The sequence below is a fragment of the Streptomyces sp. PH9007 genome (genome assembly GCF_059813725.1).
Map to the genome: position 1 here is coordinate 56,584 of NZ_JBQRUY010000002.1, position 14,119 is coordinate 70,702.

Below are 14,119 nucleotides of genomic sequence, written 5' to 3' on the forward strand. Positions count from 1 at the left end.
TCCATCACGAGGCACTGGAAGGCCCGCACCGTGAACAGTGAGATCGTGCTCCGCCGGGCAACCGACGCCGACGCGCTCCCGGCCGCCGAGGTCTGGCTCCGCTCCTACGCCGCAGCTCTGCCGACGGTGCGCTGCGCCCATGACGAGGATGCCGTGCGGGACTGGTTCACCCACGTACTCGTCCCGGGGTACGAAACGTGGGTGGCCGTAGCCGGCTCCCCCGTAGTGGGTGTCCTCGTGCTCAACGGACCTGAGCTGAAGCAGCTCTACCTGGCTCCGGAGTGGCGTGGCCGCGGGCTGGGCGATCGGTTCATCGCTCTGGCCAAGGACGAACGGCCTGATGGGCTGTCGCTGTGGACCTTCCAGGTGAACGCAGCGGCCCGACGGTTCTACGAGCGGCACGGCTTCAGCGAGGCGGAACGAACGGACGGCTCACGCAACGACGAGCGCGAGCCCGATGTCCGCTACATCTGGCGGCCGGAAACCTGACCACCTGGGGCAGGCCCCCCAGACATGCCGACGTGGGCGGTCACCTCGGTCTCGGGGTGACCGCCCACGCGCTGGGCTCGGGGTGCGGCTCGCGCCCTGCGAACAGGCTCCCGGGGCGCGGACCTCGCCTGCGGCGGCCCCCACGGACGCCCGTCTACTGTGGCGCACATGACGACTCTCATCATTGGCGGCAGCGGCTTCCTGGGCGGCGAACTGGTCCGGCAGGCCGTCGCCGCCGGCCACAGCACCGCAGCCACGTACGCCACCAAGCCCGGAGAGGCGGCCGGAGCCGCTTGGTACCCGCTTGACCTGCGGAACGTGGGAGAGCTGGACGCCATCATGGCCGAGGTCAGCCCACGCCTCATCGTCAATGCAGCGAGCTCCAAGGCCAATTGGGGGATCACGGCCGAGGGCCCCGTACGACTCGCGGTTGCCGCCGCGGAGCACGGAACCCGCCTCATCCACGTCTCAAGCGACGCGGTGTTCTCCGGTGCCCGAATCACCTATGACGAGTCCTGTCCTCCTGACCCCGTCAATCCGTACGGAGCAGCCAAGGCAGCCGCTGAGACCGGAGTGCTCATCGCGTATCCGAAGGCCACGGTCGCCCGCACCTCGCTGATCGTCGGCCACGGGCGTTCCGTGCACGAGCGCACCGTGCACGAACTCGCCGCGGGAACCCGCGACGGTGCACTGTTCACCGACGACATCCGTTGCCCAGTCCACGTCGCCGACCTGGCCGCCGCTCTACTGGAACTGGCGTCGCACGACGCCGCCGGCATCCACCATCTGGCCGGCTCCGACGCTCTCAGCCGCCACGAACTCGGGGTGCTCATCGCCGGGCGTGACGACCTCGATGCCTCGCGGCTGCCCGCGGGCCTGCGAGCAGACATCCAGCCTGCCGGCGCCCTCGATGTACGCCTCGACAGCCGAGCAACCCAGGCGAATCTGCGGACTGTGCTGCGTGGCGCTCGAAGGTTTTGCACCGAGCCTGCGTGACGGTCCAGACCGCGTCGGTCCCGGGTGCTGCCTGCGTCAGTCCTGGCGCTCATCTCGCTGTTCTTGACCTGCGAGCCGTTGCCTGGTGACGGGCCGGCCGCGCGTGCGACGGGTTGGCCACCAGCTACAGACGGCGTAAGCGTCGTACAGTGCCTTTCTGCCCGATTCCGGGTTCGCCGGTCGGGGGGCGTCCTTGTTGTTGGCCAAGGCGCGGGTGAGGGTGGACAGGTCCACACCGAGCAGGCGGGCCAGGCCGGCGGGCGGCAGCAGGAGGCGCTGGTTCCGCAGCACGCGCTCGATCGCCTGGGCTAGGTCGGTGCCCCTTTCAGCTGCGGCCTGCTGAGCCCGCCGCAGCAGGTCGGGGTCGACGAGGCTGGTGTGGGGGATCGGCTGGGCGTCGGTTGGCGGGATGCCGGAGGCGATGTCTTCCAGCACGGCCTGCAGCAGCGCGTTGGCCGACGGCTCGTGCGCTGCGAGGGCCTGCGCGGCTGCGGGAGTCAGCGGGAGGGTGATGGGGATCCTCGTGGGTTCAGCCGACATTGGGCGCCTCGGAGAATGCGCGGCCCTTGAACGCGGCTGCCAGTGGTTTCGGGTTCTTCAGGTTCAGAAGTTCTTCGGCGCCCATGCCGAAATTCTTCATCATCCACGCGTTGCTCTTGCCTTCGAGGGTCTCGCCGGTGGCGGTGGTGTATCCGGCGGCGGCGCTCTGGACGATGCTGGACATCCGCCGGATGTCGTGGGCTCCGCGGGCGCGGTTGTGGCGGATGGTGCTGGCCATGCGGTGGGCGAGGTCCGCTTCCGGGAGGACGACGACGGGCAGCATCCCGCCCTCCCGCTCACGGATACGGCGGACGTCGCGAACCGTGCGGAAGCGGTGGTATCCGTCCACGACCTCGAAGAAGCCGGTTTCCTCGTCGTAGTAGACGACGACGGGCTGGGTGATCCCGTCCATCCAGATCGAGGTCTCCAGCAGCCGCATCTCGCGCGGGGCGACGACGTTGGGGTTGTACGCGTTGGCCCGCACGAGGTCGAGAGCGACGGCCTGCACGCGGTAGACGGGGCTGCGTCCGTCGTGGTCGGCGGGGAACAGCTCCTGCTGCTGCGGGGGCTCAGGCGCGCCGGTCGGAGGAAGGGCGCCATCGTCGGTGTCGGTGTCGGCGGGCCGGTCGGGGGCGATCTGCTTGACCTTCTGGATGCCGGTGATCTGCTTCAGCCGCAGGACCTCATCCTTGCTCATGCCGAGGTTCTTGCTGATCCAGGCGTCGCGCATACCGGAGTCCACCAGCTCACGCACGATCTGCGCCATCAGCTCGACGTCGTGCGTGCCGCGGGCGCGGTTGTGGCGGATGGTGCTGGCCATGCGGTGGGCGAGGTCCGCTTCCGGGAGGACGACGACGGGCAGCATCCCGCCCTCCCGCTCACGGATGCGGGGGGTGTCCCGGACGGTGAGGTAGCGGTGGTAGCCGTCGATGACCTCGTACTGGTCCTCGCCGGCGTCGTACCCGACGACGACGGGCTGGGTGATGCCGTCCTGCCAGATCGAGGTCTCCAGGAGTGCCATCTCGGGCGGCGCCACGGCGTTCGGGTTGTAGGCGTTGGCCCGGACCTGCGTCAGCGGGACGGGCCGGACGTCGTAGACCGGACTGGTGAACGTCTTCTTGGTCATCACAGGATCTCCCGGTACTTCTCGACGGCTTCGGAGCGCTTGGTGACTTCGCGCTTGGTCTGGCCGAAGCCCATGTACTTGCAGGCGTGGTCGAAGCGCAGGATGGTGATGACCAGGCGCTTGTAGGTGGGGATGAGGGACAGGTCGGAGACGCCCGGGATGTCGTCGGGGTAGCGCTTGAAGCGGACGACTTCGTAGGGGCCGCGGCGCTTGCGGTTGTCGGTGGGCTCGCCGAGGAATTCGGTGCCGGCCGGGGCGTCCTCGCGCAGTTCGTCGGCGGACTCCTGCGGGAGGGCTCCTCCCTGGACGGTCCAGTACTTCATGGAGGATTTGAGTTTCCGCAGGTAGCCCTGCTTGATCTCCTCGTCCTCGATCGTGTCGAGTAGGAAGTTCGCGTACGTCTTCCAGGTGTGGCCGGCGGGCAGCTTGATGTCTTTGGCTCCCATGGCGCGGGTGCCTCCGTAGATCGCGGCGAAGTTCGCGCCGTTCACGCGCCCGACGAGCTTCGCCCAGGTCTCCGGTTCGATGACCCGGTACAGCTTGAGCGATTCGTGGCCCTCGCCGCGGAACGGGGAGGCGACGCGCATGTCGTGGATCGGGACGCCGGCGAGGTGGAAGAGGTCGTACAGCTCGTTGTAGGACCAGCCGAAGGTCGCGTTCGCCGTCCAGATGTCCTCGGTCACCCAGTCGAAGATGGGGTAGACGTTGTAGACACCGCGCCGTCCTTTGCGGCTGGTCCAGTTCAGGCCCTCCAGCATGGAGTCGTCTGTGCGGTCCTGGCGGTAGAGGGCGGCGTAGCGGTGGTGGCTCTCCTGGGTGCGGATGCCGACGAGGACGGCGGTGCGCTTGGCGCCGGAGCGGCGGTGCAGCCAGGCGCCGATCTGCTCCTGGAGGGTGTAGTCCCAGACCCCGTCGTAGTCGGGGAAGTCGTCGGGGACGTTCCCGGTGTGGATGACGCCGGGGGCGTCGGGCAGGTCGCGGACCCAGATGTCGCGCTCGGCGGGGTTCCAGGGCTGCCAGTGGCCCTGGTACATCGAGACCTCGCAGGCCGCGGCGAAGGGGAGGCAGATCCATACCGGGTCGATGAGGTCGGTGTTGGACGTCATGACCTCGGTGACGTAGTCGGTGGTCGCGCTGTACTGGCCCTCGTAGTCGAGGTGCAGCACGGTGACCTTGCGCGTGATCCCGTTCGCGCGCATGTAGTCCAGCGTCGCGTTGAGCATCACGCCGGAGTCTTTGCCGCCCGAGAACGCGATGACGATGTTGTCGAAGTCGGCGAAGATTCGTTCCAGGCGTTGCTGGGTGGCCTGCCAGACGTTCACTGTGTGACCCTCTCTCCCGGGCGCTGATCCGCGCGCGGCGGTTCGGGGGCCGGCGGATACGGTGCCCGCCGCGGCCGGTGCGGACACCGTACTCGCCGGCCCAAGTTATTCGCAACTTCTACTTGCCTATAATGCTCAGAGGATAGCTCTCGGGTCGATCTCCCGCCGGAGCAGCTGCGCCAGCCAATCCTTCGTCGCGAGGTTCCGGCCGATCAGGGTGTCGATGCCGAGTTCGGTGACGTGCGTGGCGTAGGTCAGCGCGCGGGTCTGCCCGAGCCGGCGGATCCTGCTGCGCGCCTGCTCGACGGCCCCGTAGTCAAAGGGGAGCGAAGCGAAGTGGCACGACGCCACATGCTGGAGGTTCAGGCCGTAGCTGCCGGTGCCGTACGTCAGCAGCAGCGGCACCTCCTCGCGCCGGGAGCGGCGGAATGCCTTCGCCCGCTCCGCGTCGGGGGTATCACCGTTGACAACCAGGCAGTCCTCCAGATGCCGGGCGATCTCCTTCTGCTCGGCCCTGTACTGGCAGAAGACCAGGGTGTGCTCGCCGGCCACCTGCTCGGCGACCGACCGGCACTTGCCCGGGTCGGTCGCCGCGATGCGCTTGAGGTTGCCGAGCATGCGGTAGAGCGCCATCTCCTCGCCGAAGGCGGCCCAGGCGTCGAGGAAGTCGTCGCGCTCGGCCTCGTAGGCGGCCTGGGTCCTCTCGCTCACTCCGTGCTCGTACTCCAGGGACGTCTCCGGCACCCCGATGTCGAGACGGGCCTCGAAAATGTACGGCTCCATCCGTGACTTCAGGTGCTTGACATTCGGGGCGTAGGTCTCGAACCAGACCCGCTGCCCGCCGTCGCGGTCGACCTTCTTGTGCATGGTGAAGTACCGGTACTGGAAGGCTCGGTCGTCGGTGGCGATGATCTTCGGGGACAGCCAGTCCATCTGGCGCTTGAGGTCCCACAAATCCTTCGTGAGCGGTGTGCCGGTCAGCACGAGCGCGTAGTCCGCGGCCTTCCGGATCTCCGTCATCCGCTGGTGCCGCTTGGAGTCCTTCCGCTTGATGAAGGTCGACTCATCGGCGACGACCATCAGCCGCCGCTGCTGCGCCCACTCCAGGATCTCCAGGTAGGTGCGGTCGGACTGGGAGAGGGTCTGGTAGCCAAGGAACCGCACCGGCACCCGGCAAGCCCACTTCGCGGCCTCTTCCTGCACGGCCGGGAGAACGGAGTAGGGCGCGACCCACAGCACCGCGTCCAGCCGGTGCGCGCGGCTGTTGGCCAGTTCCAGCGCGACGCGGCTCTTGCCCATGCCCTGCTCCAAGAACGCGGCCCCGACCTTGAGCCGGGCGAAGCGCCGCAGCGCCTGCTCCTGGGAGGTGGTCAGCTTCGGTGAGCGCTGCGGCTTCCGCAGCAGATCGCAGCGCCCGGCGGCGGCGCTGCTGTGGGCGAGGACTGTGGGCCCGGTGGCGCGGCGGTGGCGGTCGTGGGTGAACGGCGACATCGGCTTCTCCCGTCAGCAGGGGTGGGATGAGGCGGGCGCGGGGCGGGATCGGCCGCCCCGCGCCGCCGTGGCGCCGCCCGGCCCGGAAGGGCGGGCGGGGGCGGGTCAGATGGCGCCGGTGATGGCGGGGTCGTCCTCGTACAGGTCGTCCGGGATGGCGACCTCGTCCTCCACGTCCAGGTCCTCGGGCTCGCGGGTGAAGGTGCCGGGCCGGGGCGGCGTCCCGGCCCAGCGGGAGACCGCCTCCATGAACTCGTCCGCCGGCACCTCGATCGGGTCGCCGTCGGCCGGGCGCACGCGCAGGGACCAGTCCTCGGGGATCCGCCACACCAGCCATCCGTCCTCGTCCCGGCGGCACATGCGCACCGAGTGGAAGACGACGGCGTCGGGCCAGGGGCCGTCATGGTCCAGCCGGGCCCACCAAGCGTCTTTCCGCTTGCCCAGGCGCACCCGCGCCGGATGCCAGGTCAGGGAGTACCACTGCCTGGGCTCCACGGCCAGGGATTCGCCGGGCTCGGGCAGGGGCGCGGCCCGGTCCTCGTACAGCTCCCGCCCGCCGACCAAGAGCATCTTCGCGCCGCCCAGCAGCTTGAAGTCCCACTGCGGGCCGAACCGGATGATGACGCGGCCGGGACGGTGGGCTCGCACCATGCTCGGCGGGTGAAAGAAGTGCAGGCCCTCCCACCGGGAGCGCGTCAGCTGCACCCTGGCCAGGGTCCGGCCCTTCACCTTCTGCTCGGTCACGTCCTCCGCAGCCACCTCCAGCTCATTCCACCTGCCTGCCTTGTACGGGGGGATGTCCCAGTAGTGCCGCTCCCCCGGCTCGGCCCGGCGGTGAACGCGGTCGTGGTGGACTTCGGCTGCTGGCACGGAGCGCCGGCGGGCACCGTCATTGATGGTGATGTTCCACTCCCCGCGGAAGCGGACGGTGACCGAGCCGTCCGGCTGAGGGTCGGCCAGTGAGCCCGGGGTGCTCATCGTGCAGCCCTCCCACCGGGAGTGCACCAGCCGCAGCACGCACCGGCGGTCGTTCTTCGTCCACCCCACCAGCTCGTCGGCCGGGAACGTCAGTTCGTTCAGGCCGAAGGGGTCGAACTGGTCCTGCTGCTGCGCGGCCGTGCGCGGCCGGAGCTGGCCCCGGGCGGCCATGGCGACCAGGGTGCGCAGATTCTCGTGTTGGTGGTCGATGTACCAGCGTGATGTCTTGATCTCGGGCAGGGCCGCGAGAGCCGTCTGGACGTGTCCCAGCTGCTCCTGCTCGTCCCGGCCGTGGACTCCCGTGCCGGGCTCGGCCCGTTCGAGCCTCTTCGTCAGGCGGTCCTGTTCCCGGGTCAGAATGCCGAGCAGATCCGCTCGGATCCTCTCTGCCCAGTCGACTTGCTTGGTCGACCCCTCCAGCTCGGGCAGCCCTGCGGCCCGGTTCTCCTCCACGCTCTGCGCGGTCCGCTCGGCACGCTCCTCGGCCGGCCGTGACACCCACTTCTCCCGCCAGCACGAATCGCAGTCCGTAGTGGCGAGCCACTTGGCGCGGGACTCCCGCCGCGAGCTCGGCCCGTAGAGCTGGACGGTCCCCTTGTGCCCGCACGCGAAGGTGATCAGCCACTTAGCCACAACGCCCCCTCGTGTACCTGGTGTTGGACAGCTGACTCATGCGTCCCCTTCCAGAACGGCGGACCCAGGGCCCGTTCGGCGTGCCTGGCCTCACTCGGCGTCCGCTGGCCCGCCGGCGCCGTTCGGGCAGGCCGGCAGGGGCACCAGGGAGGACACCCATAGGCACTCGAAACACGCTATCCAGGCTAAGATAAATTCGCAAGTAGAACTTGCTAATTAGACCCGGCCTCGGATACGGTCGCGGCGCAACGCACCCCAGCCGAAGGAGAACGCGATGCAGAACGCCCCACACACCGCCCCGACGGAAGGCGACGTCCGCGCCTATCTGAAGTGGCTACTGGCCGCGCTGGAACAGCGGAACCTGGGGCGCGGCGTCCTCGAACGCCGCCTCCCGTACGTCAGGGAGATGCGGATCCTCACCGAGCGGACGCTGAACGACCGGGCCGTAGCCCGGGTCCTCGACGCCCCCGAGGCGGCCTACACCGTCCTCGCCGCGCTGCGGGACCACCGCAGCGCCATGCAGGTCCTGTCCCTGGTCAACCGCGTCTACTTCCTGCGCCGCTACGTCACTGATGGCCAGGAGGCGAGCTGATGCGGCTCACCCACCACCCGCTCCAGCGCTCGGGTGCCTGGGCCGCGTGCGCGCTGCGCGGCCGCGTCCATCCCGCCGACCTGACGGGGGAGGATCTCGACGCCCTGGTCGCCCTGATCGCCGGTCACGCGGCGCTCGCCGCCGCGGCGGTGAAGGGCGGCCCCGGCTGGGCCTGGCAGCAGAAACTGGGCGCGATGTACGCGCAGGCTCCCCCGACGCACCCCAGTCGGTCCCGGCGCCTCGCGCAGGGTGCCGACATCGCCACGGAGATGACCGGCCACTTCGGCGCGGACGACCCCGACCTCGCCGAGCCGTGCTGGACCTGCGGCGACGCGGCGAGCGTGCGGTGGGGCAAAAGCATGTGGCCGTTGTCCGAGTCCATCCGGTACCTGAACAACTCCACGGGCGGCCGGGGCGGGCACCCGGTGTGCCGCAGCTGCCGCATCGCCGTGTGGTGCCTGCCCTACGCGGCCGGCTACGACCGGGGAACAATCGTCTCCCCCGGTGTCGCCGACGACCACATCGAGGAACGGGTAGCCCGCACCAACACCGCGCTGTCCCTGTCCGCCCTGGAGGAGGGATGGCCGGACTGGTCCCGCGCGCCGCACCCACACGACGTGCTGCTCGACGCCATCACCGCCACCCCCGGGTACTGCGAGGTTCTGCGCTGGAACTCCGGCAACCGTGCCAGCTCAATGACGCAGCACCAGATCACTACCTCCGCCACCGCCTGGCTGGCGGCCACCCGCGAACACGGCTGGGAACCGTGGCTGCGGTGGCTCGCCACAGCCCGGGACCGCGCTGCCGGCCACCCGCTGCTGCTCGCCGCCCTTCCCGCCGAGGACTTCGAGGAGCTGCTGGAATCCTCCGCCCAGCGGCTGTCCGGTGACCCCCGCGCCGCCGTGCAGCACCTCTCCGCCGCCCGGCACGCCGCCGCACAGGGGACTCCCCTGGCGGGTCTCCTCCCGGTGGCACCGCCCGCACCTCATCAGACAGCACAGGCCGGGCGCGCCGGATAGCGAACAGCAGCAGTTGCTCGATCGGCCCGATGAGCACGCCGGGCGACCGCCCTTTGAGCGTCGGCCAGCCCCGTATACCGGTTGGCCGGCAACCACTCACACCCCCGAAAAAGAGGCGTCATGACTGACATGCACCGAGCTGAAGTCCAGCTCCCGATCTACCTCCACCACGGAGTGCCGTACGTGCCCGCGAGCACCGTCACCGCGCTGCTGCGCCGCATCGGCAGCGAACTCACCGAAGCCGTCGACGAATGCGGGCTCGACCCCGCCACGATCCACACGGTCCGCACCGTGCTGGCCAACACCGCGAACGGGTTCGACGCCGAGTGCATCGCTCTGGTGTCGGCCGACCGGACCTGATCTCCCAGGGGCGCGCACGCCGAATCCCGAGGGCATCACGTGCGCGCCCCTGTGCCGGCCGGCTGACCGCTTCCGGGCCCGCCCCGTGCAGCACAGCCCCCCGGGGCGCGCCCATCTCACACCCCGGGGCCCACCCGCCCCTCCCCCGACTGCGAGGAGACCACGATGACCGATCACGGCCCGAACGCCGACTACCTGACCGCCGTGGCGGCGCTGCCGCCCGGCGCCTGCCCCCTGCTGGCCCCCGTGGAACAACTCCGTGCCCGCCGGCACCCGAACGACGACTGGGAACTGCTGGAAGCCACCGCGGGCACCAACGCCTCCACGATGCTGACCCGGATCCTGTGGAGCGGCTTGACCTCCCGGAACCTGTCGGACCTGGTGGACTACGGCTCGTACCGCACCATCTACCGGCACGCCGATCCCTGTGCCCTGTGCGAGCACCGGCAGAGCCCGGGCCCGCGCGTATGGGCGACGTGGTTCTCCCAGCCCTGGCTGGCCGCCGAGCACGCCCACGGACTGCGCGACATCCACGAACGCAAGCTGCTGGAGCTGCCGAACGCGGCGGCGGCCGAGAACTGGGCCCGCGAGCACGCCGAGTACTACCGCGCACACCCGCCCGCCCTCACGGGCATCTGCGTGGAGATCCTGACCTTGCAGGTCCCCGCCGACGAGCGCCAGCTGCCGGCCGTGAATGCTCTGGCCGTGGAGACCGGATCCGAGCTGTGGGTGTGGGACCGGCGGCCCAAGGCGGACGAACTGCCGGACCGGGTGATGCGCGTGGAGCGGGACGGGTCGCTCACGGTGCTCAGCGGAGCAGAGGACGCGGCCCTGCGCCCGCCGCTTCCGGAACCGGAACCGGCCCCATCCCCGTTCCGCTACGCCCAGTCCCCGGACGGCTCCCGGGTCCTGGAATGGTTCGACGACGGCGGCAGCGGCCTCTTGATGTCCGTACGGGACACCGGAAGCACGCGACCGGCAGTCCGGGTACTTACGGACGGCCGGGAAGAACCGATCGGTGAGGAAGCGCCGGCGGGACTGCGGGTCTTCGGCCACAGCCGCCACGACCGGCCGCCACTGACCGATCTGCACAGCCTGGCACCGGACTTCGCCGACCTGCTCCCTCGCCCGGCACAACGGCGATCCACCACACCGGCCTGACCAACCGAACGTGTCTCCCAAGGGATCGACTGTGGAAATCAACTACCCGACCGGCCGCGCGGAACGCCGCGCCCTCTACGAAGAGGCGGAGCGTCTGCGGCTGGAACGCCGGCGGACGATCCGAGCCCTTCCTGCCGATGAGCAGCAGCGGCGGGCCGTCGCTTCCGAGGCCGAGGCGGAAGCCGTCCGTGCCCGAGTGCTGGAGCGCCTGGTCCTGCCGAAGCTGCGCGGCAGCATGCGGGTCGCCGAGGCGGAGGGCATCCGGGGCGTCTGTATCCGGGCGGCCCTGGAGCACACGGTCGGCCAGGCGGACGGCACCGTCCTCTACGCCCTGGCGGCCGTACACGATCCGCTGCGGATGCACGACATCCCGCACGCGGATCCTCCCGGCCAGCTCTACGAGAGCGAGGAGATGCTGCTGGCTGGCGCGATGGCGGCGCTGTCACACGCTGGCCGCTCCAGCGCCTCCTGGTGGATCGACAACAACCGTTAGTTCCAGTTCCACACATGACGCTGCCCGGCCGGGGATTCCCGGCCGGGCAGCGTCATTGCCTTCAATCAATGGCGGCGAGGGCTCAAGGTCCTGCGCAACAGCCCTGCCGGTGAGACCGTCAGAGTGAGCGCAGATGAGCCAGGGACGCTTCAGCGCTGTCCAAGGCCATGCCCACCGCCGTCCAGACCGCCTCGTGGAAGCCGCGTTCATCCGTGCGGTTCGGGGCCACGATCACGGCCGGCGGCATCGAGACGGTACGGAGCCCCTCGGCGTTCATGACCCACTCGCATCCGCCGCGCGGCTCCGGATCCGGCACGGGAATGCGGTACTCGGCCCACGCGGTCAGCTGACGGTGCAGCTCCGGGTTGTCGGGGTGGTCGCGGTCGAGGTGGTCCACATCCCCGATCCGGACGTGAACCTCGGGGCCACCACGGCCGGTTCGAAATCGCAGGTTGGGGTCCCCTGCTTGCACTGCGATCTCACCCTTGGGAGCACCCAGGGCCATCGGGCTCGTCTGCCGCAGCTTGGGCCACTCCGCGCGCACGGCGGCACCTGGGGCGTCGTCGATCTGGTCGCTCATCGCTTCCTCCGGTTCAGTGAACGTGATCCCGCACGCGCGCACTGCGGACGTGGCGGGTTGAGTCCTTTGCTTCTGCGGTCGGGTCCCAGCGGCTATGGGTCACGCCGTGTCGGTGTGCTGCGATGAGAGGGCGCCGTCCTCATCGGGCACGGCCTCCTCGCACCCGCCGCCGTCGGCCAGCCACGCGTCCACCGTGGGCCGCGAACGCCCTCCCCAGTCGGCCATGTCACGCTTGAAGCCCCGCCGGGCCGGATTGCCCTGTTCCCGCGCTGCGTTGCGCATGAGGCGCGCCAGGCTGATTCTGCTGCTGGCTACCGCGGCCTCCAGCTCAGCCAGGTGCACGCCCTGCGCCATAACCCGCTGTTCGGCGGTGAGCTTCGGCGGCCGGTGGGTGTCGAGGAATTCGGCCAGTTCACGGGCGGTGGCGTCCCAGTCCCGCACCAGCCGGTCGAAGTTGATGTCGATGGGATTGCGCTTCATTCCACCGATGTGGGCGCTGCCCAGGTATTGCTGGCGCAGCTGCTCCCGGTGCATCTCTTCGACGCTGCGCCCCAGCATTCGGGCACTCCGCTCCGCCTGGTCGCCGGTCGGCACCGGGTGGCGCTCCAAGAGCGCGGGCCAGATCTCCTCTTCCGGCCGGAGCGGAGGCCAGTCCAGCTCGCCGGCCCCCGCGATCAGGTGCCAGGTGTGCCCTGCCGGGTACTCCTCGCGCAGCTCCTGCGGGTGCAGCACCGGGCAGACCCACTGCATGGTCAGCCCCTCGTCGATGAGCAGCGTGGCCGACCACGCATCAGTCGGGAGACGGTGACCCAGACGCTCGTAGGCGCGGGCCAGTTGACTCTGCGTGACGTAGTTCCGGGTGTACTCGACTCTCGTCATGTAAGTCATTTTACGGTATCCGTAAAGCCTTTTACAAACCCCGTGGCCTGCCCCGGCGAAGGGCACGAGCGGCTTCCAGTGCCCCGCCCAGCTCAACGCGCCACATCCGTGTCTCCCCGCTCGCTCGGTGATGAGCGGCCAGCAGCCACACACCGATATGCGACACCCCGCTCGCTGTCGCACCCCGGCCGCTCCCGCGCCTCCTGGTGCGACAGCAACCCGGAGAGCCGCTCCACACGCGACGACGCCCCGGCCGGGGGATTCCCGGCCGGGGCGTCGTCATGTTCCGTCAGCAGCTGCGCCTGGTCAGAGCCTCACGTCCGGCGCCCAGGTGACATCCAGGATCCGGCAGATACGCCGGGCCGGCGACTCCACCAGGAACTCCACCTGGCCATAGACGTCGACATCGTCCTCGATGAAGACGCGGCGGATCTCGGCCGGCCAGGGGTAGGGCAGCGGGTCACCGACGGCGTCCGCGCGCCACTCCAGCGCGGCAACGATCTGGCGCAGCGCGTCCCAGGGCGGTCCGTCGCGCTTCGCCAGCTGCTCGTCCAGTTCGCGGTCGCCGTAGACATCCCAGCGGCGGTCGGGTTGGGTCACGCGGCGCCCACAGCAGTCCAGGAACCCTCGCCGTCGCGGGCCGCCGCGTACTGGTCCGCGCGGGCCGGGCGCTGTGCGGCGCGTCCCCGGATCCACCACCTGCGGTAGATCCTGCGACGCTGCGCGGGATCGGCCGCATCGGCGGTCTGGAGGTCCGCTCGGCACGCCGGGCGGTCCCCGCGGTCCTGCATCGCGATGATCTCTTCAGCCTGCGGCATCTGGGTGCCGGGGTGCGGGTCGTCCATGGTGCGGCTCTCCTCCCACCGGGGGTCTACGAGCAGGGTAGCGGCTCCCCGCTCGGGGCGGTCCAACGAGCGGAAGCGCCGGTGCGGCAGCGCAAGGGAACGCGGGCTGCCCGTGCGGCAACCTGCTGCACCGGGTGCCGAACGTCGCCCGGAGCGGAGATCAACACCTTCGACAGGCACGAGTTCTTACGCGTCGTGGAGAAGTTCCGAGGTCTCCAGGTCAAGCTCAACAATCAGGTCATCCAGACGCAGTCGCTGGTCGGTGGTCAGCGCCAGGACGTTGTCCTGCGCGAGAATCTCAAGGGTCGCGGCGGCGAACCCACGCGCAACGGCGCCCAACGCATGGCTCATAGCCTCTCCGGCCGCATCAGCATCGTCGTCCGCATAGTGCAGCGCGATCCCGTATGCCTCAGCAGCCCGCGCGACCAACGCGTTGAACGCTCTGGTGCGGTCCTCATCCTCGGCGTCATGGCTGAGGACGAGGCGATCGCTGAACTGTCGGGCCATCTGAAGGGGTGAGCCGTCGTCGGCGTCTGGCTGGGTCACGCCATTGATCATGTCAGCTCGATACCGCTTCGGGATCAGAAGCAGGTTCCTACCTCCCGTGAGGTTGAT

At 69.7% G+C, this 14,119-nt stretch carries 17 protein-coding genes and 1 pseudogene; 7 read left to right on the forward strand and 11 right to left on the reverse strand.

Features of this window, described 5'->3' with window-relative positions:
- The first annotated feature begins 30 nt into the window (after positions 1-30).
- The gene (locus ACTFAP_RS29150; protein WP_500469890.1) at positions 31-489 is read left to right on the forward strand and encodes a GNAT family N-acetyltransferase; all 459 of its coding nucleotides are present in this window, start codon (positions 31-33) and stop codon (positions 487-489) included.
- 168 nt (positions 490-657) lie between these two features.
- Positions 658-1,485 carry an SDR family oxidoreductase gene (locus ACTFAP_RS29155; protein ID WP_500469892.1) on the forward strand — a complete coding sequence of 276 codons (828 nt, stop codon included), beginning with the start codon at positions 658-660 and terminating at the stop codon, positions 1,483-1,485.
- Positions 1,486-1,521: 36 nt separating this feature from the next.
- Here the strand turns inward: ACTFAP_RS29155 and ACTFAP_RS29160 are convergent, their stop codons facing one another.
- The 6 genes and pseudogenes from ACTFAP_RS29160 to ACTFAP_RS29185 all read right to left on the reverse strand — a co-directional run bounded on the left by ACTFAP_RS29160 (position 1,522) and on the right by ACTFAP_RS29185 (position 7,575).
- Positions 1,522-2,025: a hypothetical protein gene (locus ACTFAP_RS29160; RefSeq protein WP_500469894.1), complete on the reverse strand. Its 504-nt coding sequence runs from the start codon at positions 2,023-2,025 to the stop codon at positions 1,522-1,524.
- Entirely contained in the window at positions 2,015-2,575 is a 561-nt protein-coding gene (locus tag ACTFAP_RS29165; protein ID WP_500469947.1) for an IbrB-like domain-containing protein, read from the reverse strand. The genes ACTFAP_RS29160 and ACTFAP_RS29165 overlap by 11 nt, the downstream gene beginning before the upstream one ends.
- A 93-nt stretch (positions 2,576-2,668) precedes the next feature.
- A pseudogene (locus ACTFAP_RS29170) lies at positions 2,669-3,151 on the reverse strand (IbrB-like domain-containing protein); the annotation flags it as partial.
- Complete coding sequence (locus tag ACTFAP_RS29175) at positions 3,151-4,473, reverse strand: DUF3440 domain-containing protein (RefSeq protein ID WP_500469896.1); 1,323 nt, start codon at positions 4,471-4,473, stop codon at positions 3,151-3,153. The gene ACTFAP_RS29175 and the pseudogene ACTFAP_RS29170, both read right to left, overlap by 1 nt.
- A gap of 135 nt (positions 4,474-4,608) precedes the next feature.
- Positions 4,609-5,964 carry a helicase-related protein gene (locus tag ACTFAP_RS29180; protein WP_500469898.1) on the reverse strand — a complete coding sequence of 452 codons (1,356 nt, stop codon included), beginning with the start codon at positions 5,962-5,964 and terminating at the stop codon, positions 4,609-4,611.
- A gap of 105 nt (positions 5,965-6,069) precedes the next feature.
- Positions 6,070-7,575 carry a hypothetical protein gene (locus ACTFAP_RS29185; RefSeq protein WP_500469900.1) on the reverse strand — a complete coding sequence of 502 codons (1,506 nt, stop codon included), beginning with the start codon at positions 7,573-7,575 and terminating at the stop codon, positions 6,070-6,072.
- A 274-nt stretch (positions 7,576-7,849) separates the two neighbouring features.
- Here ACTFAP_RS29185 and ACTFAP_RS29190 point away from each other — a divergent pair, with 274 nt between their 5' ends.
- The 5 genes from ACTFAP_RS29190 to ACTFAP_RS29210 all read left to right on the forward strand — a co-directional run bounded on the left by ACTFAP_RS29190 (position 7,850) and on the right by ACTFAP_RS29210 (position 11,200).
- Positions 7,850-8,167 (forward strand): hypothetical protein, encoded by a 318-nt coding sequence (locus ACTFAP_RS29190; protein ID WP_500469902.1) that lies wholly within the window; start codon positions 7,850-7,852, stop codon positions 8,165-8,167.
- Entirely contained in the window at positions 8,167-9,186 is a 1,020-nt protein-coding gene (locus tag ACTFAP_RS29195; protein WP_500469904.1) for a hypothetical protein, read from the forward strand. The genes ACTFAP_RS29190 and ACTFAP_RS29195 overlap by 1 nt, the downstream gene beginning before the upstream one ends.
- 120 nt (positions 9,187-9,306) lie before the next feature.
- Complete coding sequence (locus ACTFAP_RS29200; protein WP_500469906.1) at positions 9,307-9,546, forward strand: hypothetical protein; 240 nt, start codon at positions 9,307-9,309, stop codon at positions 9,544-9,546.
- Positions 9,547-9,711: 165 nt separating this feature from the next.
- Positions 9,712-10,707 (forward strand): hypothetical protein, encoded by a 996-nt coding sequence (locus ACTFAP_RS29205; RefSeq protein ID WP_500469908.1) that lies wholly within the window; start codon positions 9,712-9,714, stop codon positions 10,705-10,707.
- A 31-nt stretch (positions 10,708-10,738) separates the two neighbouring features.
- On the forward strand, positions 10,739-11,200 hold the full coding sequence (locus ACTFAP_RS29210; RefSeq protein ID WP_500469910.1) for a hypothetical protein: 462 nt from the start codon (positions 10,739-10,741) through the stop codon (positions 11,198-11,200).
- A gap of 118 nt (positions 11,201-11,318) precedes the next feature.
- Here ACTFAP_RS29210 and ACTFAP_RS29215 read toward each other — a convergent pair whose 3' ends face one another.
- The 5 genes from ACTFAP_RS29215 to ACTFAP_RS29235 all read right to left on the reverse strand — a co-directional run bounded on the left by ACTFAP_RS29215 (position 11,319) and on the right by ACTFAP_RS29235 (position 14,062).
- Positions 11,319-11,780, reverse strand: a complete 462-nt coding sequence (locus ACTFAP_RS29215; RefSeq protein WP_500469912.1) for a hypothetical protein — start codon at positions 11,778-11,780, stop codon at positions 11,319-11,321.
- 99 nt (positions 11,781-11,879) lie between these two features.
- A complete protein-coding gene (locus ACTFAP_RS29220; protein ID WP_500469914.1) occupies positions 11,880-12,659 on the reverse strand; it encodes a hypothetical protein in 780 nt (259 codons plus the stop codon).
- 306 nt (positions 12,660-12,965) lie between these two features.
- Entirely contained in the window at positions 12,966-13,259 is a 294-nt protein-coding gene (locus ACTFAP_RS29225; RefSeq protein ID WP_500469916.1) for a hypothetical protein, read from the reverse strand.
- A complete protein-coding gene (locus tag ACTFAP_RS29230; RefSeq protein WP_500469918.1) occupies positions 13,256-13,504 on the reverse strand; it encodes a hypothetical protein in 249 nt (82 codons plus the stop codon). The genes ACTFAP_RS29225 and ACTFAP_RS29230 overlap by 4 nt, the downstream gene beginning before the upstream one ends.
- A gap of 186 nt (positions 13,505-13,690) precedes the next feature.
- On the reverse strand, positions 13,691-14,062 hold the full coding sequence (locus ACTFAP_RS29235; protein WP_500469920.1) for a hypothetical protein: 372 nt from the start codon (positions 14,060-14,062) through the stop codon (positions 13,691-13,693).
- Positions 14,063-14,119: the final 57 nt, after the last annotated feature.